Below are 25726 nucleotides of genomic sequence, written 5' to 3'. Positions count from 1 at the left end.
ACTAAAAGTGACTTACAGTTTCTCCAGCCCCAAATAAAAAACTCCAATCAATTTACAGATTGGAGTTACATTTTTTTTCACTTCGATGGTCGCTAAGCAATTATCGGCTGACCAGTTTTACCAGTCGTTCATCACCTGCCTGCACCGCGAGTTTGCTGTGGTAAGCCGGTTTGCCATTTTCTGTGGGCAGGTAGAGTTGCCATTGACCTGGGGGAAGTTCCACATCAAAGGTGCCCGCGTGGTCGGTATTGGTTACCACCACTTCGGTGGGGCGTTCTGCATTCACAAAACGCAACACGGTTTTGGCACGTGGGGTAATTCGGTCGTCAAATACAACAGTACCTTCCAGTTTCCCAGCTTGTTTCAGACTGGCCAAACGCTCTACTTTCGGTGCTGCTGGCAGTGGCTTCCGATAACGAATCCCCTGGGGATCAATCCGTGGTGGTTCAGCCGATTGATTGCCACCAGTACCAGGGTTGGTGTTTTCTTCACGTACCCCTGGTGTGGGGCCTGCGCTCGGCGTGTCGCAAGGATTACAGTTGTTGCAAGGATCGGAGTAAGTAACTACCGGCTCCACGTAGTAAGATTTTCGCATTTCGGTGACAGGCACCATGCGACAACGCTGAACATAACTTTGCACGGCGTTACACTGTGAACGAAGGCGGTAGCTGGTGACCGGCTTGGCCACTCGCTGGCAGCACCCTGTGCAGGGATCGTAGTAGCTGGAATAGCGGTAGCTGGTGACTGGTTCCCAATAGAACGAGCGACGGTAGCTGGTGACCGGTTCCTGGTAAGTTTCCATTTTGTAAGTAGTTACGGGCTGATAGTAGCACCGTTGTACGTACTCAATCTTCGCACACCGCGTGGGAGGTGGCGTGGGGGCAAAGTAAGTACTTGTGGAAGATTCTCCCCCACAGCAGCTCGTCTGGAAAGCCTGGTGCCATCCAGCTCGGGCGTCGGAGGCTCCTGCAGTCACCCAGCCAAGGGCGAGCACAAAAGCCATCCCTGTCGTGCGTCGCATGTTTCTATTCTCCTTGATGTTCGTTCTTTAGCGATTGACACAATTACTCGTATCTACAGCATAATGCGGCCAAGCTGAATTCCGGGCACAATCCACCAAATCTGCACCAAGTGGCACAAATATTTTTCTTCCTAATCCGAAAAGTCGTCACAATCGGTTCAATTTACCTGGATTATTGCCCACGAGGGAAAGTAATTTCAATCACATATTAGTGGGCGCGACAAATTTATGAGTTTTCATTCATGATTTTACTCAGACGATCGTACAACTCTTCATCTGCAGCATCATTCCAGGTGAAATCCGCATCAAAGATGGTACTGAAGCCACCTTCTGCATCGAATTTGACCACAGGTGCTGATGTGGGTGTCAATTCGGTAATCTGTCTGCCTTCGATCAACAACCAATAGCGATGATCACCACGGAACTGATCCACGGTAAGTTCTGTTCCGCGAATCACCAGCAAACCATTTTCCATGGTGCACTGGCCAGTCTGTGGCACCGGAGGCATTTCTTTTGAAGCCTGAAAAATAAGCTCGTAGCCGAATTTCCCTGTCCCACGTGGGCTGGTAGATCCAAGTAGAAAAACTGGATACTGAGAGTGCGTGCCCACCATCACCTGCGAAATGAGTCGTAAATTCGCCACAAACTGTTTTGCCGTAAGAAGTTGTAGCCTTTGACTGTGCCGCACGTCGCCTGCGACAGACCAGGTGGCATGATAGTTAATCGCTTTTTTAGGCAACCTGGGCAAAAATATCGGAACCTGGGCTGATTTTCCACGCAGCAGGTGCTTTGGCAGCACCAAATCCCAGTGGTGCGGCACATCAGCTTCATGAGAAAGCTCTAATACAATCGGCAGTTCTGAAAGCCCATACAACCCCACACGGTGCTGGATGGTGGTGTGAATGATCCAGCCATGATTCTGGCCAGAAATGAAGGTGCCACCCATGTTCGTAGTGCCATTTTCCCAAATTTGCGAAAAAGCCCCGTCTAGCTGAAGGTGCTGGCTGTACTCCTCTTTGGAAACAACGGGCAATTCAATGGTACCAACTTCGTGTTGACGCCAACGCACCACTGCAGAAGTAGTATTTGCAGGTGGGGGCAGGCGAAAAATCAGGCGAAACCGCTCTGAATTGTCAATTTGCTTCAGGTGCGTTGCCTGCACTTGCTTACCATCGGCGAGATGCAGGCGATATTCCGCTTTGTTACGAGCCCCCACAGGCAGTTTCAGTGTACCTTCGATCCAAATAGTATCCGCACACCACAAAATGGGCACATTTTCGTACAACAGGCCATCTTGTTGGACACGCAGGTGCAATAATCGCTGCTTAGATAACATAATTGTTATTATTCTGCCGCCCCACAAGGATTGCAAGGACGGACAAAGCAGATTCCAGTATGAAATATCGATCTGCGATATTTCTCTGGGGGCTATTAAAATTGTTTCATTCTTGAAATTTGTTCAGATCGCGGACCACAGTGAGTCCGAAAAGTCAATGAGTATTCAGTAAACTTCATGAAGTCTTTACATTTCTGGGCGATGGGATTTTTCATGAAGATATGGTTCCTTTCTTGTGGTGCTTTAGCACTTTTTGGAATTTCAGTTGTTGCTCAACCACCCGGATTCGGGCCCCAGGCGGGGGATCGCCCACTGGTGAAACAGTTTGACAAGGATGGCAACGACTGGCTGAATGATGAAGAACGTCGTGAGGCCCGACGAGTTGCCGCCACCAATCCCGGACGTGGTGGTTTTGGACCGGGTGGTCGAGGTGGGATGGTTGCAAATCCCCCACAGGAAGGGAAGAAGATAACTCCTGATCAGGTGAAAAAATCAACCAGCAAGGATCTTTACGATCCTGAAACCGTGCGAACAATTTTTATTAATTTCAACAGCCCCGATTGGGAAAAAGAATTAAGCGATTTCGTTCGCACAGATGTGGAAGTACCCGCCACCGTAACGGTGGATGGCAAGAAATACGAAAATGTCGGTATCAGCTACCGTGGGATGACCTCGCTGATGATGGTGCCATCAGGCTACAAAAAATCGCTGAACCTTTCTGTGGATATGGCGTTAGAGAAACAGGACATTCTTGGTTATCGCACGCTGAACCTGTTGAATGCCCACACCGATGCTTCGATGATGCACACATTCCTATATTCGCATATTGCAAGAAAGCATATTGCCGCACCCAAAAGCAATTTTGTGCGGGTCGTCATCAATGGCGAAGACTGGGGCTTGTTTGTCAATACACAACAGTTTAACAAAGATTTTCTGAAGGATTTCTACGGCTCCACTAAAGGTGCCCGCTGGAAAGTGAAGGGAAGCCCCAACGGCAATGGTGGGCTGGAATACACGGGCGACAACATTCAGGATTATCAGCGACGCTTCCAGATCAAATCGAAAGATCGTGAAGAAGACTGGAAGGCACTAATCGAATTGTGCAAAGTGTTGAATACTACCCCACCAGAACAGTTGGAGGAGAAGTTGCGACACATACTGGACATAGAATCCACGCTCTGGTTTATTGCTTTAGATGTTGCTACTTCCAATGAAGATGGCTACTGGACCCGTGCCAGCGATTTCAGCATTGCCCGCGATGAGAAGGGGGTTTTTCACATCATTCCCCACGATATGAACGAAACCTTCCGGTCTGGCCGCAGTGGGCCAGGTGGTTTTGGTCCGGGTGGTCTCGGAAGACCCGGTTTTGGCCCAGGCGGGCCTGGTGGTTTCACCCCACCCCGGCCAACCGAGGTGATGCCAGGGTTTGTACAGGAAATGCTTGGGCTGGATGCTAAACAGCGTGCATCGCTGAAAGATCTTCAGGAGGAAATTGATCGTTCCATGGCGAAAATCCTCACCAAAGATCAACAGCAACAAATGGAAGGGATGTTGCCTGGTTTTGGTCCCGGCGGCCCTGGGCGAGGTCCGGGAGGCCCCGGTGGCATGGGTGGGGTGCAACTTGATCCGCTGGTGGGCATAACAGACAGTCGTAAACCATTACGCAGTAAGCTGTTAGCGGTTCCTGCTTTGCGGGAAAAATATCTCCGCTTCATCTACCAGATAGCCCACGACGACTTTGATTGGAAAAATCTGCAACCAGTGGTACAACGTTCCCGCGATCTGGTGAAAGATATCGTCAAAGACGATGTGAAAAAGCTCTCTACCTATGAAAATTTCCTCACAGAAACCGATCCAAATTCTACTTCTTCAAGCAGTTTGAAAGGATTTTTTGATGCCCGGCGTAGTTATCTACTGAACCACGCAGAAGTGAAAAAAGCTGTCGGCAAATAATCTGTGCCAGGGCATGCTGTTATGCCGGTAACAGTTCGTAGGATGTAAGTAGCAGAATCCCTCCCTGGTCCGTACCCCACCTGAAAAGAGTTTGTTGATGCTGGATTGGTTAAAAGAGCCACTGTTAAACAGTGAAGGGCTGAATTCGACCACAATTGCGTTACGCATATCGATTTCGTTTATTTTTGGTGGCGTGGTTGCAGCTATTTTTCGTGCCACACGAGTTTCCAGGCAGCCAGATACCAACAATATCATCCCCACGCTGGTATTACTGACGGGACTAATCACAATGGTTACCATGGCCATTGGCAACAGCCCCGCCCGGGCTTTCAGCCTGGTGGGTGCATTATCGATTGTCCGCTTCCGCACCGTTGTGGCCGATACCCGCGATACCGCATTTGTGATCTTTGCAGTGGCCGTGGGGATGGCACTGGGGGCAGGTTTTCTGAATGTCGCTCTGATTGGCTTGCCGCTAGGTGGAATTGCCGCCTGGATTGTGCGGCCAGTGACATCTGACCCGGAAATTACTACGGTTTGCATCTTAACAGTAAAAATCGAACTCGGTGTTGCCCACCAGGAAGTACTTGCACCAATATTCGAAAAATATTGTTCAAAAGCGGTGGTGCAGGAAGTAGGCACGGTCAGCAAGGGTCCCGCGATTGAACTGAAATATCTGGTGCACATGAATGACGACCGCCAGCTCCTAGACTGCGTAGGAGAAATCAACACCCTCCACGGTGTGCAAGGGGTGGAATTGAAAGTCAAGCAGGATTAGGAGATGATCACCAGAAAGTAGTGAATATCCGGGATTATCATCTTCTTTGTGAGTCGACGGCTTAGCTACGCTTCGCCTTTTCTTTCATCGCTCGCAGGTTCGATTCAATTTGTTAATCTTCAAGTTTAAAGGCTTTAAGGCGGTTTAGGAATTCGGCAAAAGTAGGTGCTACCGGTACGAAATAAGTTCGACTGAGTTCAAACCTGCATTCTTCGGATAAATCGAGTGAATCATCGTCGTGAATATGATCACTATATACGCCGTCGTTCGAACAGACGTCTTCTTTGTTGACTTTGTATTTCTCTAATATTTTTCCAATTTTCTGGTTGTAATAACAATCGCCAATTTTCTCTATGGAACGGATTCTCCCAACAATCGAATACATGTACTGATCATAATAATAGTACACAACACCATAGTCTCTTTCGGCCACAGAAACCGCAAATAAACTGCCTGTATCAATGTGTTCAAACGCAAATGACATCATTTTGTCTGGCAGGACATCGAAATTTTCTTTGGAATTCTCATTGGAGGCAAACAACTCCGGATAATCCCTATCGAGATTTTGCACATCATCAAATCGGTCTTGCCAGATGCCAAAGATACCCGCTACGGGTGCATATTCCAAAAATGGCAAATTGACCTTAATGCCTGTTTCGGAATCTTTTTTTGATGATTGAAACTTGCAACCATTATGTTCCAATAGAAACTGCTTGAGTTCTGGTGGAATAGATGGGTAACCAAACCGTTTCTTTAGTAGTTTTTCAATTTTCGCAAGTTCTTTTGAAGTCAATGCAGGGAATTGATCTTCAAAGCGCAGATTCTTGTTCATGATCTCTTTACCGGATATGTTGCTGGGCGAAATCTGCAGAATTTCGCAAGGCTTCAAGACAACTGTGTTTTCCAACTCAGTACACGAGACAATTATTTTCTACAAGGAACTGCGTGACAATCAATAAACCCATTGACTATGTCTCTTCATTCATCTCTTGCCAATTGTCAAAGGCACGTTGTGGGTCAACATCTTCATACCCACGGTCTTCTACCAATGCCGCAGCTTGCTCAGACGTGACTGCAATCGCTGGTGCACTATCTTTGATTCGATTCACTTCCGTTTTCGTGAGCGGTTTCCGTTTTTCTCGTTCTGCGATTGACAACAATGCAGCCAAACTTGGTGAAAATACCAGCACGAGACCATCTGGATTTGCCCGCAACGATAACTCTGCATATTTCCCAGTGTCTTCATGGCGGAGGGCGGGTTTTCGTTTTGGCATTTGAAATATCCTGTGAATGTCCCGTGTAATTGAAACTTGTAGTCGATGTATGCTCCGTAATAATGCGAAGCTACAGAGAATTACGGGATTTATTTTCAATTGTCGTAGTTATATTCCTGGAGAATGTACACCCGAGTGTCGCCATTTTCGTTTGATTGCCAAACTTTCCCTGTTCCGACATCAAGGCAAGTAAGCCAACCACTTCCATAAACATATGTATCAATACAGACAGCATTGCCGTTCAACTTTGGACGACCGGATTTTTGGGAATTATGGCCGCACACCATGATTTTCCCACTTTCATGTCCTGAGTTATCATCAAAATCCTGCCAATAAAGGTAGTATTCCGGCTGTTCGGACATCGGCAGATCCGGCAATAGATTTGCATGAACAAATATGTGGGTGTCTGTTTCATAGTATGGCAGCAAATGGTTTTCCAGAAAGTCCCAGTGAGTTTCTGGGATGTCTACCATTGAGCCAGGGTCATGATCAAAAGGAGAATAAGATCGTAAAGTAGCTTCTCCACCTGCTGCCATCCAATCATGCTTCCATTTTCTATCTGTGCTTGCTTTCAGCATCATCAGATCATGATTTCCACGAAGTGGGATCAGCTTTCGTTTTTGATTCGTAAAGATTAGCCAATCGATCACCGCGCAGGAATTCGGCCCACGGTCTACGTAATCACCTAAAGTGATAATCGTATCTGATTCCTGAAAGCCGACAAATTTCTCCAATGTCAGCAACGCATTGATGCAACCATGAATATCGCCTATTGCAAGTGTGCGTGCCATGCTGATCTACCACTGTTTGGTGCCAACTGAGTGCGGTGGGGACACCAGGAGTAATTGTCTGAATTTGCCCGTACGATAATTCTACATCACTACCAGTATCTTCGTGGCGGAGAGTGGCACTTTCTATGTGTCAAAGTGCAAAAATTAAGCTTTCTTCACATTCTCTTCAGCACTGCTCCCACGCAGATACAGTGGTTCTGCCAGCCAGACGTCCGTATGCACCAACTGTGGGTAAATCCTGGTGGCCGCTACCAGTGCTTTCAGCCGGTCAATCGATGGTACGGGGTTGGATTTTTGCCTGCGAATTGCTTCCGGTCCGGTAATCCAATCTGCGTGGGAAAGCCTCAAGGCACTCTCTTCACCGGTAATAATCTCTAAGTCATTATCCAGTAACCAGTTACCTTCAGAATTCCGCAGATAATTCCGGTAAAACAGTTTTTCTTTCAGTGCGGAATCAATGACTGCCACGTGGTGGGGGTCGGGATGCTGAAAAGGAATCCAACTGACAAAACTTTCGATGCCGGCAAATCGTGCACCAGTAGCGTAAACCATTGCCTTGACAGCACTTAGCGTCACTCGCAGGCCTGTGTAACTGCCCGGGCCCAAGCCACAGATCACTTCACTGCACTGGGAGTAAGTTGCCCCCACGGTGCGGAACAGTTGCTGGATCGCAATGACCAGATCGCTGGATCGTTGTTTGTGGGAATCAAGCTCAATAACCTGAACGACTTCTTCCCCACGAGAAATCCCCACGATGGCTGGTAGGCACGAACCTTCGATAATCAGTCTGATATCCATGCAAATCTTTAAGTAATCCCCACCATTACTCATTTGTTATAGACTTTTCTTGCACGCAATTCAGAGGAAGAATCTTGAAAAAAGCTACCGTTTACGTGGATGGTGCGTCTCGTGGGAACCCTGGCCCAGCTGCCTACGCCTATGTGATTCAGGAAGCAGGCGAACCACCGATCGAAAAATCGGAATACCTGGGAGATCAGACGAATAACATTGCTGAATACTCCGCACTGCGGCAGATGCTGCACGATGCCGTTGCCATGGGCTTCACCGATCTGCATGTCTACAGCGATTCAGAATTGATGGTGAAGCAGGTACGTGGGGAATTCAAAGTAAAAAACCCACAAATATTCGAAATCTGGCAGGAAGTTCGCAAGACAATCAACAAATTAGACCACTTTCAGATTGACCATGTGCTGCGCGGCAACAACAAGCGTGCTGATGAGCTGTGCAACATCGAACTGGATCGCGTTCTCAAAAAACCAGGTTCGAGTGCTGCGAAACCAAAGCCTGCCACAAAAACAAGCAGTTCGAAACAGGTATCGCCCGAAAAAGAAGCCTATGCCCGCGAAGAGTGCCTGATCTGTATTGAACAGGCAATGCACAACTGGAACCGTGGGGAAGCTGTTCCCACGCCGGAACAATTGTGGGATCAACTCTGGAGCATTCTTGACGATGCCAACATATTAAAGAAAAGTTAATGTTTGCATTATCTGATGGCAAACTGTTAGGATGATATGAAAACACTCGTCCACATTAATTAATCAAAAATCTATCGATTGATGAGAATACACTCATGAAATTGTCGCTGTCTATTGCATGTAGTTTGGTGCTGGGCTGTACCACAATGTTTGCCCAGGAACCAGAAGAGAAGAAGTTTTCCGGCCCCCAGGTGGGCGAAAAGCTCCCCGCCTTTAAGGTTCGTGGCGTTTATGGCGAACAGGCAGGCAAAGAATTGGATTTTGTCACAGCTGCCGGCAAAAAGCCAATTGTGCTGGTGTTCGTGCACGATTTCAACCGCCTCTCTGCCAGCATGACACGCACCCTGACCGAATATACGGCCAGCAGGGCGAAAGATGGTTTGCATACAGGGATTGTTTGGTTAACGGCAGATGCCACCGAAGCGGAAGCGACCTTAAAGCGGGTGCAGCACGCCATGGCCAAAGAGGCACCGATTGGCATTTATACCGAAGGTATTGAAGGCCCAGGCAATTATGGACTGAATCGAAACGTGATGCTCACCATTCTGGTGGGCAATGAAGGGAAGGTAACTGCGAACTTTGCACTGGTTCAGCCCAGCATTCAGGCGGATTTGCCAAAAATCCTGGAAGCAGTGGTGAAACAAGCTGGCGGGAAAGTTCCTGATTTAAAAACCTTGACCGCCATGCCCAAGAAAGACCCAGCCAGACCAATGCAGGACCCGAACTTACGTGGTTTGCTGGTGCCGGTGATTAGCAAAACTGCCACCCCGGAAGACGTGGCCAAAGCGGCCAAAAAAGTTGAAGAATATGCCGAGAAAAACCCTGCCACCCGTGCAGAAATTGGCCGCATTGCCAACACCATTATTGATGCAGGCAAGCTGGAAAATTATGGCACCCCTGCTGCTCAGGAAGTGCTGAAAAAGTGGGCGAAAGAGTTTGTGAAACCATCACCAAAATCTCCCCGCTAGTAATCAGGAACTTTACTCGTGCGAACGATCTTCTTGGCAGTTCTGGTGATTGCAAGTCTCCCACGGTGGGGGTGGGCAGCCGATTTCCGCACTGATGTTGTTCCGATGCTGACGAGGTTAGGCTGCAATTCCGGTGCCTGCCACGGTGCTGCCGCTGGACGAGGTGGTTTTCATCTGTCGTTGTTCGGATCCAATCCGAAAGCTGATTTCAAAGCCATTGTCCACGATCTGGAAGGCCGGCGGATTCACCATCTGAAGCCCGAAGAAAGCTTGATTCTGAAAAAGCCAACAGGCGACTTGCCCCACGAAGGTGGGGAGTTGATCAAAGCAGACTCGTTTGAAGAAAAATTGCTCCTGCAATGGCTTGCAGATGGGGCGAGCTATCCGAAAACCGAAGCAAATCTGAAGAAAATCTCATTAAATCTATCTCATGAAACGATTTCATTGCCAAACCAGGCGATTTCATTCGACGTGATTGCCCACTTTGCAGATGGGAAAACGAAAAATGTTTCGTCACTGGTGCAACTGACTGCCGACCAGGCACTTGTGAAAATTGACCTCAAGCAACGAACAATTACCCCACAGCGACGTGGGGTGCATCTGGTTGTCGCACGTTATCTCGATCTACTAGCCGTTGTGCAAATTGTGGTGCCATACTCCGATCAACAAATTGTCGTGCCCAAAACAGAAAAAACCCACTGGATAGACGATGAGATATATAAGCAACTGGTTAAATTAGGCATCCCACCAAACGGTCAGACGGGGAATCATCGTTTAGTTCGTCGAATTTACCTCGATCTGACCGGAACGTTGCCCACTACAGAAGAAATTGAGCAGTTTGTGTCCTCGAAAGATACAGCAAAGCGGAAAAAATTGATTGATCGATTGCTGCAATCGCCGGAATATGTCGATTTCTGGACTTACAAGTGGGCGACATGGCTGCAGATCAGGCCGTTTCCCAACGATGAACAATGTGCAATTACCTACCACCAGTGGTTGCGGGAGCAAATTCGTTCCCACCGTGGCTGGGATCGTGTTGCCCGGGATCTCATGCTGGCAACAGGTGACTCCCATGTTCAGGGGCCGGCAAACTTTACGCGAATGGCTCGTGATGCACGCACCCACGCAGAACAGGTGGGGCGAGTCTTTATGGGAGTGAGGCTGGAATGTGCGAACTGCCACGACCACCCACTGGATCGCTGGACGCAGGACGATTACCACGGACTGGCAGCAGTTTTTGCGAAAATGGAACGTGGGCAGACCGTCCGTGTTGCCACGCGGGGCGAAGTAACCAATCTTCGCACAGGAATGCCAGCAATACCCAAATTGCCAGGTGCTGAGTTTCTGGCCTCGGCCCGCGATCCCAGAGAACCGTTGGCAACATGGCTGTTGGCAGCGGACAATCCCTATTTTGCCAAATCGATCGTCAACCGTATCTGGAAAGAACTGATGGGACGTGGTTTAGTGGAGCCAGTCGACGACCTGCGGGCAACGAACCCCGCAACCCACCCGGAACTGCTGACTCGGCTGGCCTCGGAGTTTCAGCAGGACGGTTATCAGCTCCCCCACCTGATTCGAAAAATCATGCTGTCACAGGCATATTCCCGCAGTAGCGAAATTTCAACAGACAATCGCTTGGATGATCGCTTTTATTCTCGCTATTTCAGTAAGCCACTCTGGGCCGAAACTTATTTGGATTGCGTTCAACAGGCAACGCAAACCCTGGACGGCAAAGCACCGACCAAACGGCAGATTCAGACGATTAACGTAACGGTACCAGATCGCTCGCTCGATATTCTTGGTCGTTGTAACCGGGCAGACAGTTGCACCGAAGGTGCGGTCAGTACGGGCTTAACCACAAACCTGCATTTGATCAATGGGAAAGCAATCAATGCCAGAATTTCTGATCCCAACGGCTTTCTTCAGCAACAATTTGCCACGAAAACGCCTACGCTAGAAATTGTGAAAGCACTTTATTTGCGAACACTCTGTCGCCCACCAACTGAAACAGAACAGGCTTTTTGGCAACAGCAATTACCACAGGAAAATCAGAAGTTGATGCAGGAGATTTTGGAAGATCTGTTCTGGAGCCTGCTTTGCAGCCGCGAATTCCGAAATAATAGTTAGCCCAAAGCTGGGAGAAATATAGATGAAAGCAATCGCACGCAGAACGTTCTTGCGAATGGGTGCCACATTGCCATGTCTGGCAGGATCTCAAGCAAGCGTACGTGCTGAAGATCTCCGCCCCACTGCAAAATCGGTAATTCTCATCTGGCTGGACGGTGGGCCAAGTCATCTGGAAACGTTTGACATCAAGCCGGACGCACCTGCAGAAGTGCGTGGGCCTGCAAAGGCGATTGAAACCACGGTCCCAGGGATTCGCATCTCAGAATGGTTGCCACGCACCGCACAGGTGATGAAGCACCTCACGCTGGTGCGGTCGCTGACTTCACCTTTAGGCGAACATGGGATCGCCAACCAGTACCTGATGACTGGCTACCAGCCTAGCCCCGCGTTAACTTATCCCAGCTTCGGCTCTATCACTGCATGGGCTCAGAAAACTCCTCAGGTGCTGCCACCTTACGTGGCGATACCAGAATACCGCCCATATGCGGGTGCCGGCTTTCTGGGCAAACAATATCAACCGTTTGCCACCGGTGGGGATCCGGCAAAAGCCGATTTTGAAGTGGCTGACCTGGACTTTTACCCCGGCTTGAATGATGTGCGGGTGAAAAGACGACAAAGCTTCCTGGAAAGATTAGATAACTCTCATAAATCAGATGTTTCGCCACATGATTTTGCCAGAGCGTTTGAACTGAGCAGCAACCGCGAAGTGAAGAAAGCGTTCGATTTGCATCAGGAAAATCAGAAAACACGGACGGAATATGGCTCCCGAACCATTGGCCAAAGCTGTTTGCTGGCCCGTCGGCTGGTGGAACATCAGGTGCCATTTGTGTTAATTCACCACCCTGGGTGGGATACACACAACAATCTCTTATTGCGGCTGAAAGAGGGGTATACCGGAGCCAAAGTGGGTGTGGGTCTGGTGCCGCTGCTGGATCAGGCCTATGCCACCTTGATTACCGATCTGCATCAGCGTGGGCTGCTTGCAAGCACGCTCGTAGTCATGATGGGCGAGTTTGGCCGCACACCCAAGCTGAACACGGCAGGTGGGCGGGATCACTGGCCACGTGTGTTTTCCGCAGTGCTTGCAGGTGGGGGACTGCCTGCAGGGTGCGTCATTGGGGCTAGCGATGCCATGGGCGAAAGCCCCAAAGAACGCCCGGTAACTCCTGCAGATTTGCTCAGCACACTCTTCACCCGCCTGGGGATTGCACCGCACACAGAGTTGCAGACGCCAGACGGTCGCCCCATCATGGTGAATCAACACGGCAAACCGATCAAGGAACTGTTGTGAGAAACTTGTGCCTGACCGTTCTGTGTTCCGTTTTCATTTGGTGGTCGGTCGTTCCCAAAGCTTCCTGTCAATCGAAGCCACCGCTAACAGCGGGCGCCATCAGCAACTATGGCAAATGGGCCATTGTGGGCTCCCAGGCAGGGCTCGATATGTACGATTGGCCCGGTTTACAGCACCAGAAGCGGATAAAAACGAAAATGCCCACCATCCACGATCTGAAGTTTTCACCCGATGGGAAGACTCTAGCAGTCGTCGGTGGGGACCCAGGTAAACGAGGCAGTATCGAATTGTACCAATTGCCTGCACAGAACCTGTTATCTCACAAGCACTTACAGCGAGATACCTTGTATTGCGTTGACTGGTCTGACGATGGGAAATACCTGGCGGTTGCTGGTTTGGAAAAAATCACTCAAGTGATTGAAGCAAATGACTTGAAGGTTGCAAAATCGTTTGAAGGTCATTCCAAAGGGGTGCTCGCCTGTCATTTTGTGAATAATTCCTCATTTTTAGCCACTGCGGGTCTTGATCAATCGTTACGAATCTGGGATATATCTTCCAGAAAACTAGCACGTAGTTTTTCGAATCATACGCAGGCAATTGTCGCGATAGCAGTTCGACCTGAACTTCCCGATGCCGAAAAAATACTCCCCACAATGGTGACGGCAAGCACAGACCGGACCGTACGACTTTGGCAACCCACGATTGGAAGAATGGTGCGATTTGCCCGGCTGAAAGAAACGCCCGTTGGCTTGTGTTGGCTTGCAAATGCAACGCTCGTGGCAGTGGTGACTGATGGCGGTAATTGCCTGATCATCGATCCTGATTCGATGGAAATCAAAGAAACGCATCTCACCATCGAAGGCCGGCCTTGCTTACTTTCCCCTGCACGTGACGGATCGTTGCTGGTAGCGGGGGAAGATGGAAAACTCTGCCGCATCGTGCCAAAGTTGGGCAAATAACCTGTAAACTTGCAGCCCAACATTCCAATATTCAATTGAGCATTGAGTGTTCCACGTGGAACGGTCAATATTCATTTTGATATCAGAATGTCTATTTGCCCCCACCTGCATCGCTGGGTTCTTTCTGGGTAGTAGTTTTCTCTGGTCGTTGCAATATCACGCGGTGCGGCACGGTATTGGGTGTGTTGTCCGGTGGGGTTTCATAAGGCAGCGACTTCATGAAAGCCACCAGGTCTTCCAATTGTTCTGGTTTCAGGTGACTGGTTTTGCCGTGGGCATCATTTTTATTGTGCACCGTCAGCACTTCCAGTAGCGATTTTGCCCGCCCATCGTGCAGGAAAGTATCGTTACGATACACCCCAATTAATGTGGGGGTGTCATATTTCGATCCCATTTTTTCCCGTTCATCCCCACCTGTTCCAACATCGTGAAGCTTGAATGGCTTCTGTAAGGTGCTGTCCGTGTAATAACTGCCCGAATGGCAGGTGGCACACGCGACTTCCTTGCTGAAGAACAATTCCTTCCCACGCAGGGCACTTTCGGATAGTTTCCCGGGTTCTGGAATGTGGGGCGACAATTTCGGCTGAAATGAGTTCGTATAAATCGCAAGTGCGTCCAGATCCTTTGAACGACCAGACAATTTTTCTTCCAACTCGCTAGGTTTCAGAAATTCTGTGCGAGGTTTAATGGCTCCAAGCGCTAAGCCCCTGCCAGCCATCAACTTACCACGAATGGTGTATTCAAAATCCTGGACTTCATCGCGATCAGCCGACCAATGCAACGGGTGGGTATGAGCCAGGCCAAATAAAGGCGGTGTGCGACGATCCCCTTCTGGATTCTGCCAGATTCTGCCATCCTGCGCCCCATCGGGGTGGCAGGAAGAGCAGGAAATCCACTTTGCACGGGTCAGTGGTGGATTTGCTGTTTGAAAAAGGATTTTTCCACGCACCCATTCTGGTGTGTGGGGTGGATCGCAGACAGTAATCGTTTGCAAGGTGCGTGGTCGACTGCCGGTTGTATCCAGCACCTGCACCTGAAAATCCATTGTGTTGTAAACATAAGCACGCTTGCTGTCCGGGCTGAAAATCACCGCACGCGGGTGTTTTCCGACACGAATGACGCCCGCCTGTTCCACTTCACGGTAATCATCATCTACTACGGTGCAATAATTCATATCGTCTGTGCCGGAATATACGATGAAAAACTGCTTCCCATCTGGGCTGATTGCCGCTTCCCACGGATTGGCAACGACGTAAACGCCGTTGAAGGTATCCAGTGACAGCGAACCACGGCGTTTTTCTTCCTTGTTATCGTGGGTAGATACCACGCTCAGTTCGGGAATAATCGACCCACGGGCATCGAAGACGTGCACCCGACTGCGGATGTGGGGCAGATAGGCTTTCGGTCGACTCGGGTGCACCACCACATTGCGGGCCAGATTATCAATCGATTTTCCTGGCCAACTATCTTTGATCTTGCCTGATCCCACATCCAGTGCAGTAAGATCGGCAGTGAAAAAATTGCTGCAGTATAAAGTTTTTTCATCCGGGCTGATGGCCAGCCCACGTGCCCACTTGCCTGCAGACATGGTGCGTACCACTTTCTGGCTGGCAACGTCAATCTCACTAATCACCCCTGGGTAATCGTGGGATACATAGGCCTTGCTGCCATTTTTTGTGGTTACAACACCGTATGGTTCTGCTTCCGTCTTAATGGTGGCGGTTACTTTGCCTGTTTCAGCGTCAAGGAGAAGGACTTTGTCATCTCGATAGACCGTAACAATCGCACTTTTGCTGCTTCCCAGCCAGGAAACGGCTTCGGGATGGTCTCCCACCACAATTTCGCGAAGCACCTTGCTGGTAATTAAATCTACCACAGAGACGGTGCCATTATCCGTATTGGCCACCAGCAACATTTTGCCATCAGAAGAAACGTCTAACAAACTGTTGCTGGTTCTAGCGAATGTAACGGTTGGAAGAATAAACAGGATTGTGCAATAAAATATCTGTTTGAACATTTGAATCATGGTAGGGTGGTATCACTTATCGGGATTGTACCACTTTCTTTGCGTGATGTTAAGCAGATAACCTGCAAACTTTTACCCACATTGGGTGGTTCAAGGTATTGTCCGGGATATTCCGGCGACCACCGTGAGCAATTTTTGAGATAAAGGAATAATTTCTCATGAATCGTTCATTTTTTCTGTCTGCACTTGTGGAACAGTCTTGCTATGATGTACACTGAAAGATTATGTTTGAACCCTTCTCGTTTCGCGGAGATCGGCAATGGCCGCAACAACCGCTTTTAAGGTAGATTGTCCCAGTTGTGGGGCATCAATTACCATTCGGAATCCTGGCCTGGTTGGCAGGAAAGTGGATTGCCCCAAATGCAAGTTCCGCTTCAAAATTGAAGAACCCGCACCAGAAGGCGCGAAAAAAGACGCCAAGCTGAAGTCTAAACTAGACACGATGCAGGGCAGTAAACAGGACAAAAAGAAGCAAAAATCGAATTCCATGCTGTACGCTGGGATTGGAATTGCTGCAGTCATTATTGGTTTACTGGCCTTCGGCTTCACCCAGGGATGGTTCGGTGAAGATTCTGAAACCAACAATCAGGCGAACAATTCTGGTCGAGGTGGCACCCCACAGCCAAATCCCGGACCAGGTGGGCCTGGAAATGGCAATAATCCGGGAAATGGCAACAATCCCGGCCAGAATCAGTCCACGGGTGCTGGCCTGCCAAACTTGAAGAGAGACATTACTAATCTTCTCCCCAATTCGGCCGAATGGGTGGCAGAACTAGACCTGCGTGCAGTTCTGCGCACACCCGCAGGTGCGGTGATGTTTGATTCCACCAAACCCACTTCTGACCTGATCCACAATAATCTTGGCTTTTCTCACAACGATATTGAGCGAGTGGTTGCTTCCGGTGGGGACACTGGTGGCTGGACCTTCAGCGTCATTCGCACTCGAAGCCCGAAAAAGCTGGACGATATGAAAGACGCTGTCGGTATTGAAGGCGATGCCACGGTGGTCAACAAATTCAAATATTACCGCGTCAAGGAAAACGAATTATTCAATGCAGTAGGCAACTTTTTTGCCTTCCGTTTGAAAGACATGGGTTTCCTGCTGACACCGCCGGATAAACGCCAGATTACTTTTGCTCAATTGGATGACAAAACATTTGCTGTTGCAGATGAAAAGATCATGCAGGAAATTTTGACAGCCAATTGTGAACCAGCTTTCCTGTCGAAATTAACTACTGCCGCACCATCACCCGGCATTCCAGGTAATCCTGGTTCGCCAGGTTCACCCCCGGGTCCCGGTGGGCCGACAACCGGTATTCCTGGTGGCCCTGGTGTACCAGCACCGATGCCGATTACTCCAGGCGTGCCCCCGCGGGGTGCAGGCAGCCGGCAGTCAACTGATGGTAAATCCTTAAAAGATAACCAGTTATATCAAGTTGCTGGTGGCTCAGGTGGGGCACCTCCCAGTGTTGGTGCACCTGCACCGATTACTCCTGGTGTTCCCGGACCAACCCCGATTGTTCCGGGGCAACCTGGGCCGGGTGTGGGACAGCCGGGAAATCCCAGTGGATCTGGTAATCCCACCCCACCGCCTGTGTATACATCCCTGCCCACTTATCGAACGGTCAATCCTGGCCTGAAGTCGATGATGAATGGCCTGGTCGCACCTGGTGACAAACCGGTGATGGCATTCGCAATCCGAGTGGAAGATTCCAGCCGGATCACCAAAGTTATCTTCGATGTGGGTCTAGATTTCGGTGGCGATTCCAAGTTTAAGCCCCAGCTACCGGGTGGCGTGGCAGCGAACTTTTTATTGCCAAAACGACCAGTGATCGGCTTCGTATTAAAAGATTTTAATGAGAGTAACTTTAACTGCGATGTTGCTGTTGATTGCGAAAATGACAACCAGTCAAAACTGTTAGGTCAGGTAGTGAAGGTAATGCTACCCATTTTTGCAGCAGAAATTGGCTCCTTAATCGAACAAACAGTGAATGTGGGTCCTCTGAACAACCAGAACAATCCTAATAATCCTGGATTTCCTGGTGGTCCTGGTGGAGAAGGCCCTGGTTTCCCTGGCAGCCCACCTATGGGACCTGGCTTCCCTGGACCCGGCAGCCCTGGTAGTCCGGGAGGCCCAGGTGGTAGCCCACCGATTGCTCCGATTGCACCAGGCATCCGATCGGATCGCAGATCAAACGAATCATTCCAGTTTCCAAGGCCTGGAGTTCCCGGCATCCCTCCAATGCCAGGCGGTCCCGGAGGCCCCGGAATGCCTTCACCTGGTTTCCCTGGTGGCCCTGGCGAGGGACCTGGTTTTCCTGGCCCAGGCGGCGAAGGACCTGGTTTCCCAGGTCAGCCTGGCTTCCCAGGCACCGGCCAGAATCGCCCACGTTCATCCGTCGATTCCTCCGTTTCCGACTTGCGAGTCAAATTTGAACTCCGAATCGACTGGAAAGCAGATTATTCTGACAAAGTAGCCGGAAATCTCCGCAACTACTTTGATGGTATTGCTGGCCAGACAGTGATGCTTGCATCCAGCTATCCCTGGGGCAAGTTGACAGGTATGGCTGCGAAGTTCAACGAACAGAAAACGTTTCCACTGGGTACTTTCCCACGTCCGGGAACACCCGCACGGATGAACCTGCCATTTAATCCAGAACAACGGATCAGTTGGATGGCGAACTTGCTGCCGTATATGGGTCATAGCAACGTCTTCGCGAGCATTCGCCCAACTGAAGCGTGGAACCATCCTGATAACCTGCAGGCAGGTCGTGCCTGGATCCCAGAATTCATCGATTCCTCGCAAGATCCAGCCACTTGGCGGGTAAAATTGCCATCCGTCAATGTGGAACTTGGTGCCACCCACTTTGTGGGTATTGCTGGTATCGGTAATGGAGTGGCCAGTTTGGAAGCGACTCCAGAAAACGAATCCCGCCTGGGGGTGTTTGGTTATGATCGCCAGACGCCAATCAGTGAAATTTCAGCAAATGACGGATTGTCGAACACAATGTGGGCGGCTCAAGTACCCAAAACTATTCCACGCCCCTGGATTCGTGGTGGTGGTGCGACAATTGCAGCAGTACCAATGACCAACTCGGTGGAACCGTTCCTCACGAATCACATTAATGACCCCAAACGGCCTGACTTCGGCACGTATGTTCTGATGGCTGACGGTTCAGTGCGGTTCGTGAGCGGCCGTGTTTCTGATGATGTTTTCAAAGCGATGGCCACCTATAAAGGCAAAGAAACGATCGAGTTTGATGACACGGCCAAAATTGTTGATATTAACGAATCTCGCCTGAAAACTCCTAATCTTCCTGGTGGCACGCCGAATGTTCCAGTCGTGGCTTTGCCTCCTAACTGGCAGGCGACAGCAATGGGTGTCTTATCCGCATCATTTTCTGCAGGTGTCCCATTAGGTGTATCTACTACAGAAATTGATCTGCCAGAAGAAAAGTTGACCGTTTGCAAAGTGGATGATACCAAACTACGTTACTCGTTGTATGCACGCTACAACCCCACTTTGCCGAAGGACGATGCCACAGGAAGTGCAGCACAGCGGGAAATTGCCGTGTATGCCGCATCACGTGGCTTTACTGTTTTTGGCAATGTTTCGGATGCACCAAAACTGAATGGAAACACAGGCAAAGAGTTTCGAGCCAGAAATGCCGATAACAAACCGGGTATTTTCCGCATTTATGTGATCAATCACACTCGTTTTGTGGCAGGTGTGATTGGTGAAAGCGACCCGATACAGGAAGCTACAGAACCGTTTTTCAAATCGGTGCAAGTGTTACGAGCTGCTCCTGTTACACCCACCAAGTATGAATGGAACCCAGTTTCCAATCCAGGAATTGGATTGGCAATGTTGTTGCCAAAGGGCGATTTTTCATTGTTGCCTGGTGGGCAGGAAGGTGAGCACACCGTTACATGGCCAAAGGATGCAGCAGGAAGCCCGATATTTATGCTTGAGCTTCTTGTGGCAGACTTCAAAGGCGCGAAAACGGCTGCAGATCAATACAAGATCCTCAGCGATATGGTGAATAAGGGCGATTTTGGAGAGGCCCCAAGTCTGATCAAACGACGCGACAAAGGCTTACACGCCGGGATCGCTTTCAGCTTTAATCGTAATGATACCCCCTTTGCCCGATGGGTGGTCCACCTGAATGATACTGCACTGGTAGTGATGACTGTTCGAGACAACACGGGTGTTTCCAAGTCGGATCAAAACCGCTTTTTCTCTTCACTGCGTTATATTGCTGAAGATAGCAAGCAGAATCCTAACAATCCTGGTACGGGACCTGGCGTTCCCCCGGGTGGCAATCCCGGAGGCACCCCTGGATCGCCGGGTGTACCTCCGATTCCACCCCCACCAAAAGGTGGGCCAGGCTCACCCGGTGCACCGCCTGGTTCTCCCAGTGCTCCTTCGATCCCTCCCCCACCACCTGGAAAACGATAATCGGAGTTGTTTAGTGGATATCAAGTGGGATGATCATGACCCGGTTTCCGGGGATCGGCGCTGGATCAAAGCAGATCATTTCGCTGGAAAATGGCTTTTTTACCTGCGTGTAACACGGCGTTCCCAGTGGATGCTGATCGACAATCCAGAACTGGATCTGTGGGACACCCTCCTGGAAGCTCTTAGCCGCCGTTATCCACGACAGGAAGTTGATATGCCTGCGATTCAATTAGTTAAGAAACAGATCTCACTTTTGAAATCCCGCCCCACCGCCAAAGATGTCTGACAACTTCCGTGTCTGACTTGTGATGATGACTTTGGTCAAACAAATTCGTTATCGCCTTATCCACTGGCCATCATAGTTTAATGGTACACAACAGTCGGAGTAACCCTGCATGCAAGTAGGTCGTGGGCAGATTCTCGTTTCCATTGCCACTTACAATGAACGAGAGAATATACAACCACTGATTGAACGCATCCACGCTCACGCACCGTGGGCTGATATCCTGGTGGTGGATGACAATTCTCCCGATGGCACAGGAACGCTGGTTGACCAGTTGGCTGCGGCAGATGCTCGAGTGAAATGCCTCCACAGGAGTGGAAAATTGGGCCTGGGGACCGCTATTCTGGCAGCGATGCGTTACGCACAGGAAAACCAGTACGAATTTTTCCTGAACATGGATGCCGATTTCAGCCATCCTGCCGAAGCAATTCCCAACCTGGTTGACGGTATGGCCAATCATGATGTGATGATTGGTTCTCGCTACGTTCCGGGTGGGGGCACCCAGGACTGGCCGTGGCTGCGGGAATGGATCAGCAAAAATGTCAACCGCCTGGTTCGGGTGCTGTTTCGGATGCCCGTGCGGGATGCCAGTGGGGGATTTCGCTGTTACCGTGTCAGCATGTTACGGCGGGTTGCCTTCGATAAACTTTCTTCGCGTGGCTATTCGTTCCAGCAGGAAATGCTCTACCGCTGCTACCGCGTGGGGGCCAGAATTGGCGAATTTCCCATTATTTTTGTGAATCGTCGCGAAGGCACCTCTAAAGTGAATCTGAAAGAAACTGTCCGCTCGCTGGCAATGCTGCTATTGCTGGGAATTCGGTCGTGGTTCAAACTTGATCGCCCACGGAACCTGCCGGTGGGCCAATTGGCGAAAGCCTATAAGGAAACCATCTATTGGGTGGATGAAATCCCTGGTGGGGCTTTCCCGCTACAGGTGGGGCAGCATTCCCCACGATTAGACGCCTTGCTGCAACTTTGCAGCAAGGATGAGTGGGCGTTTGTTACCGCATTTAATCCTCTGTCCAAACAGCTCAGCCCTCAGGAAAATCAAGCAAATCAGGTGAGGTTGGAAAACACCATCAAGACGCGTGGCTGGCAATATTTTCGTGGGCGTGGGGGGAATCGTTCCAGTAAATGGCCACCCGAGCCCAGCTTTTTGATTGTTGGGATTTCTGCTTCAGAAGCTGCCGATCTGGGTCGTGAATTTGCCCAGCAGGCAATTCTGGTGGGATCTACAGACTCGGCAGTAGAATTACTCTGGCTCGAATCGAACGTTAAATAACCAACTTGTGATGGACACGAAAATGAAGCACCTTCTCCCGCTCATGTTACTTTTCAGTGGCATTCCCACCCTCGATAGTGCGGAAGTGACCGCACCTGGGGCAAAAATGGTTCAGGTGGGCACCGGATATTCCTTCACCGAAGGCCCCGCCGTGGACAAAGATGGCAATGTCTACTTTACTGATCAACCAGGTAACGTTATCTGGGTATGGACCACCGATGGCAAGCTAAACGTCTTTCTGGAAAACGCAGGCCGTTCCAATGGTCTCTACGTAGACGCCAACAACTACCTCTGGGCCTGTGCCGATGCCAAAAACGAGCTTTGGAAGATTGACCTGAAAACCAAAAAAATCGAAGTGTTGGTGCGTGAATTTGAAGGAAAATTGCTCAATGGTCCCAATGATGTGTGGGTGCACCCGAAGGGATTCGCTTATTTTACCGATCCGTTATATAAGCGACCGTATTGGAATCGTGGGCCGCAGGAACAAAAAAATCGTGGACTCTACCTGTTCTCTACCGACAAGAAATTAGCCCAGGTGGATGGAGACTTTGTTCAACCCAACGGTGTTGTCGGAAGTGCTGATGGCAAAACACTTTACGTCGCAGATATCAATGCCGGCAAAACTTATTCCTACCCCATCGGTGCGGATGGCACAGTGGGCAAACGCTCGTTGTTCTGCACTTCTGGTTCCGATGGCATGACGGTCGATTCGGAAGGGAATGTCTACTTAACCAGCGCCAAGGTGTTGGTGTTTGATAAGTCTGGCAAAAAGATTCAGGAAATCGCAGTACCAGAAAGACCAGCGAACGTCTGTTTTGGTGGGAAAGATCGCAAAACGCTCTTTATTACTGCAAGGAAAGGATTTTATTCCATCGAAATGGCTGTCAGTGGGGCCAAATAACACTCATTTCTGAAAATAATCTCATTTCTTGTGCATGGCCGCATCCACTGCGATGGTCAGCACCAGGTGCTGCATATTAAAGTCCTGTTTGGTGAACTCTGCCTGATAATGGCTTAATTTATCCGCACCGAAAGCCCGAATCGGCTGCTGCACTACGTGGTGAAACATTTTTTCGCAGAATGCCGCATGAGCTTCCGGATTGTTGGCCACAAACTGCCCCACATCGCGTGCGTTCTGGAAAGTAACTTCCTTGCCCGCTTTGGTGATGTAAGAACCTTTCGTATCCACTGGTTTCGCACGGTCGACGGTGCGGAACTTCCCATCAGAATCGAAGTTTTCCAGCGTAAAACCCAACTGGTTGATAATGCCGTGGCACGTCATGCAGTTTGCCGACTTCGTCTGCAAAATCACCCGTTCCCGCGTGTTCAACGATGGATGAAGATCCGGTGGCAGCGGCGTCACTGCTTCCGGCGGAGGACGCAACATCACACCCAGCAACCCACGTGCGATAAATACCCCACGGTGGATGGGCGAACTTTCATTGTGGTGGGCAAAACTGGACATCATGTACGGGTGCGTCAACACGCCTGCTGCATATTTTTCATGAAATGCCACCGGCTGAAAGTCTTTCACCACAGGGAAGCCATAATACTTACTAAGTTTATCATTCAAGTAAACTTTATCGGCTGAAAGCAGCGTCTTATAGTTCGATTCGTTTGACCAGAATGTATCCCGCAGAAACAATTCCAGGCTGGTACGCAGGTCGTCCCCAATCTGGGCGTTAAAGTTGGGATACAACTTGGCATCTTTGGTCAGATCGTGGGGCTGGTCCAGGTTCAGCCAGGCCAGCAAAAAGCCTTCCACTTTCTCTTTCGCTCGCAGGTGGTTCAACATGCGACGCGCCTGTGCTGTCACCTGTTCGCGAGTGACCAAACGACCTGCTGCCGCTTCAGTCCATAACTGCTGGTCCGGAATTGAATCCCAGAGTGCGTACGACAGACGTTCGGCAGCCTGAAAGCTGGGGCTGACCTTTTCCAGATCCCGATAGAGGAAGCGGGGTGATTTTAAAGAGAATAGCAGCACTCGTTTCAACGCCACCGTGGGGTCGCTTTGCTGTTCGAAAATTGAAGCAATCAGTGCCTTCCATTCTGGTTTCAACGGTTCGCGGAACGCACGCTGCAACCACTGTTCACTGAAAGTGATCAGTTTCTGGCGTGCGTCTGGCTGGCCCGGGCTGGTATTGGCCAATTGCCGCAGGTGGCTCAGCACAAAATCGGCCGTTTCAATCGCACCTTCTGTGGTGGCAGCATCCCATTCCCGCGTTACTGCGGTGCCACGCTCCCACCCCAACGATCGGTCATCTGGCGGGAATGGTACGGAACTGGCAAATCCAATCGGAGAATCACAGGTACAGAGCAGGCGATTCGGAATTACCTGCAATGTTCGCTGCGGAGGCTGCCATAACAGCGTCATCATCGCCGGAATCTTCGGCGGTGGCTTATTTTTGGTCTTGTCAGAATCGTCTACGCCCTGTTTCGCCTTCGAAAAATCAACTTTCAGAGGATAAACCTGACCCGCAATCAGAAAAATCCGACCACGGTATTCAGTATCGTTGCCCGATTTCACCCACGCATCAATCAGGGGGGTGTTGGGGTCGTTCAGATACACTCGCACCGCATGTTCGGTGCGTGCCACAATTTCGTACATACCGGTTTCAGGTGCCAGCACACTGCCCCGCCACCAGATCGAAAATTCGTGCGGTTCCGTTTTGCCCGGAACCGGACTTTCGGTGCCAAATTGAAAATCAATCTGAGGATCGATCCGCTGTGCCACCCGATCCGTGGCCCGCGTGCGACGATTCTTGAAATATTCCGCCCGCAAACCAGGCTCTTTGCCCCAATTGGGCTGATAGGTGAAACTATTGACCAGATCCGCCAGCGAATTCCGATACTGCTTCACCGTGAGGCGGGAAAGCTGAATCCGAGCGGGGCGATTGCGTTCCTGTGCCACCGGCGAGTAGAAGGCATCGTGCACATAATCTGATATGGCACTGGCGTCCGACTTCGACAGCGACCCGGGGCTATCTTCCGGCATTGTCTTCTGAATCACATCGGCCAGTTGAGCCACGGAAAGCCCACCGGTCAGTGCTGGTTCGTACTTTTTGGTGCCTTCGCCATTCGCTCCATGACAAAACGCGCATTTCTTGGCATAGAGCAGTTTGCCCATTTCGTTGGCGGCAAGCTGAGAATCCAGCAGCCCCACCCCGAAAGCTGCAAGACAGAGGACAATCTTGCAGGAAATAAGTGAAAATTTACTCATCAACACCCCACCGCGAGCAACATTTTGGATGTGGATATTATAGCAGGAAAACACCCCACGGAGGCACGGGGGAAAGATGATTGGTGAATAGTTGATTAGTAAAATGGTGATATAAAAATGGGACTTTGCCCTAAATCAAAACTGGCCTATTTTTACAGCGTTTCTTTGAAAAAACCACTCAATGGCATTTTGTGCCTAAATGAAAATTTGAACTTTCTTACATTATTTCGTTTGGACACTCTACCCCCGGTGGGATTTTGCGCCTAAATGAAAAAACCCCTATTTTTACAGCGTTTCTTTGAAAAAACCACTCAATGGCATTTTGCGCCTAAATGAAAATTTGAACTTTCTTACATTATTTCGTTTGGACACTCTACCCCGGTGGGATTTTGCGCCTAAATGAAAAAACCCCTATTTTTACAGCGTTTCTTTGAAAAAACCACTCAATGGCATTTTGCGCCTAAA

The 25726-nt window shown here is 49.8% G+C and carries 19 protein-coding genes; 11 read left to right on the top strand and 8 right to left on the bottom strand.

The features are described from left to right. Positions 1-100 precede the first annotated feature (100 nt). A complete protein-coding gene (locus R3B84_02180; GenBank protein MEZ6139355.1) occupies positions 101-1021 on the bottom strand; it encodes a hypothetical protein in 921 nt (306 codons plus the stop codon). Positions 1022-1247: 226 nt separating this feature from the next. After that, positions 1248-2357 carry a hypothetical protein gene (locus tag R3B84_02175; protein MEZ6139354.1) on the bottom strand — a complete coding sequence of 370 codons (1110 nt, stop codon included), beginning with the start codon at positions 2355-2357 and terminating at the stop codon, positions 1248-1250. Between the two features lie 213 nt (positions 2358-2570). On the opposite strand from R3B84_02175, the gene R3B84_02170 reads away from it, so the two are divergent. After that, a complete protein-coding gene (locus tag R3B84_02170) occupies positions 2571-4310 on the top strand; it encodes a CotH kinase family protein (GenBank protein ID MEZ6139353.1) in 1740 nt (579 codons plus the stop codon). Between the two features lie 97 nt (positions 4311-4407). Continuing rightward, positions 4408-5085: a DUF4956 domain-containing protein gene (locus tag R3B84_02165; protein MEZ6139352.1), complete on the top strand. Its 678-nt coding sequence runs from the start codon at positions 4408-4410 to the stop codon at positions 5083-5085. A gap of 112 nt (positions 5086-5197) precedes the next feature. Here the strand turns inward: R3B84_02165 and R3B84_02160 are convergent, their stop codons facing one another. The 4 genes from R3B84_02160 to tsaB all read right to left on the bottom strand — a co-directional run bounded on the left by R3B84_02160 (position 5198) and on the right by tsaB (position 7948). Further along, positions 5198-5917: an SMI1/KNR4 family protein gene (locus R3B84_02160; GenBank protein ID MEZ6139351.1), complete on the bottom strand. Its 720-nt coding sequence runs from the start codon at positions 5915-5917 to the stop codon at positions 5198-5200. A 136-nt stretch (positions 5918-6053) separates the two neighbouring features. Continuing rightward, entirely contained in the window at positions 6054-6359 is a 306-nt protein-coding gene (locus tag R3B84_02155; GenBank protein MEZ6139350.1) for a hypothetical protein, read from the bottom strand. 95 nt (positions 6360-6454) lie between these two features. Continuing rightward, positions 6455-7150, bottom strand: a complete 696-nt coding sequence (locus R3B84_02150; GenBank protein MEZ6139349.1) for a metallophosphoesterase family protein — start codon at positions 7148-7150, stop codon at positions 6455-6457. A 144-nt stretch (positions 7151-7294) separates the two neighbouring features. Further along, positions 7295-7948 (bottom strand): tRNA (adenosine(37)-N6)-threonylcarbamoyltransferase complex dimerization subunit type 1 TsaB, encoded by a 654-nt coding sequence (gene tsaB / locus R3B84_02145; GenBank protein ID MEZ6139348.1) that lies wholly within the window; start codon positions 7946-7948, stop codon positions 7295-7297. 74 nt (positions 7949-8022) lie between these two features. Between tsaB and R3B84_02140 the strand changes: the two genes are divergently transcribed. The 5 genes from R3B84_02140 (at position 8023) to R3B84_02120 (ending at position 13991) form a co-directional block, all read left to right on the top strand. Further along, the gene (locus R3B84_02140; protein ID MEZ6139347.1) at positions 8023-8646 is read left to right on the top strand and encodes a ribonuclease HI family protein; all 624 of its coding nucleotides are present in this window, start codon (positions 8023-8025) and stop codon (positions 8644-8646) included. A 95-nt stretch (positions 8647-8741) separates the two neighbouring features. Next, a complete protein-coding gene (locus R3B84_02135) occupies positions 8742-9614 on the top strand; it encodes a hypothetical protein (protein ID MEZ6139346.1) in 873 nt (290 codons plus the stop codon). Between the two features lie 18 nt (positions 9615-9632). Further along, on the top strand, positions 9633-11741 hold the full coding sequence (locus R3B84_02130) for a DUF1553 domain-containing protein (GenBank protein MEZ6139345.1): 2109 nt from the start codon (positions 9633-9635) through the stop codon (positions 11739-11741). A 22-nt stretch (positions 11742-11763) separates the two neighbouring features. Continuing rightward, positions 11764-13032: a DUF1501 domain-containing protein gene (locus R3B84_02125; GenBank protein MEZ6139344.1), complete on the top strand. Its 1269-nt coding sequence runs from the start codon at positions 11764-11766 to the stop codon at positions 13030-13032. Further along, entirely contained in the window at positions 13029-13991 is a 963-nt protein-coding gene (locus R3B84_02120) for a hypothetical protein (GenBank protein ID MEZ6139343.1), read from the top strand. Before R3B84_02125 ends, R3B84_02120 begins: the two co-directional genes overlap by 4 nt. Positions 13992-14082: 91 nt before the next feature. Here R3B84_02120 and R3B84_02115 read toward each other — a convergent pair whose 3' ends face one another. Then, positions 14083-15933 (bottom strand): beta-propeller fold lactonase family protein, encoded by a 1851-nt coding sequence (locus tag R3B84_02115; GenBank protein ID MEZ6139342.1) that lies wholly within the window; start codon positions 15931-15933, stop codon positions 14083-14085. Between the two features lie 343 nt (positions 15934-16276). On the opposite strand from R3B84_02115, the gene R3B84_02110 reads away from it, so the two are divergent. The 4 genes from R3B84_02110 to R3B84_02095 all read left to right on the top strand — a co-directional run bounded on the left by R3B84_02110 (position 16277) and on the right by R3B84_02095 (position 22942). Further along, entirely contained in the window at positions 16277-20476 is a 4200-nt protein-coding gene (locus tag R3B84_02110) for a DUF1559 domain-containing protein (GenBank protein MEZ6139341.1), read from the top strand. Positions 20477-20489: 13 nt separating this feature from the next. Further along, complete coding sequence (locus R3B84_02105) at positions 20490-20762, top strand: hypothetical protein (protein MEZ6139340.1); 273 nt, start codon at positions 20490-20492, stop codon at positions 20760-20762. A gap of 109 nt (positions 20763-20871) precedes the next feature. Beyond that, positions 20872-22041: a DUF3293 domain-containing protein gene (locus tag R3B84_02100; protein ID MEZ6139339.1), complete on the top strand. Its 1170-nt coding sequence runs from the start codon at positions 20872-20874 to the stop codon at positions 22039-22041. A gap of 22 nt (positions 22042-22063) precedes the next feature. Further along, positions 22064-22942 carry an SMP-30/gluconolactonase/LRE family protein gene (locus R3B84_02095; protein MEZ6139338.1) on the top strand — a complete coding sequence of 293 codons (879 nt, stop codon included), beginning with the start codon at positions 22064-22066 and terminating at the stop codon, positions 22940-22942. A gap of 21 nt (positions 22943-22963) precedes the next feature. On the opposite strand, the gene R3B84_02090 is transcribed toward R3B84_02095, so the two are convergent. After that, positions 22964-25261, bottom strand: a complete 2298-nt coding sequence (locus R3B84_02090; GenBank protein ID MEZ6139337.1) for a DUF1592 domain-containing protein — start codon at positions 25259-25261, stop codon at positions 22964-22966. Between the last annotated feature and the right edge of the window lie 465 nt (positions 25262-25726).

Origin of the sequence: Zavarzinella sp. (assembly GCA_041399155.1) — a bacterium.
Classification (GTDB): Bacteria; Planctomycetota; Planctomycetia; order Gemmatales; family Gemmataceae; genus JAWKTI01.
Note: the sequence above shows the minus strand (reverse complement) of the source record. Positions and strands in the feature narration are given on the sequence as shown.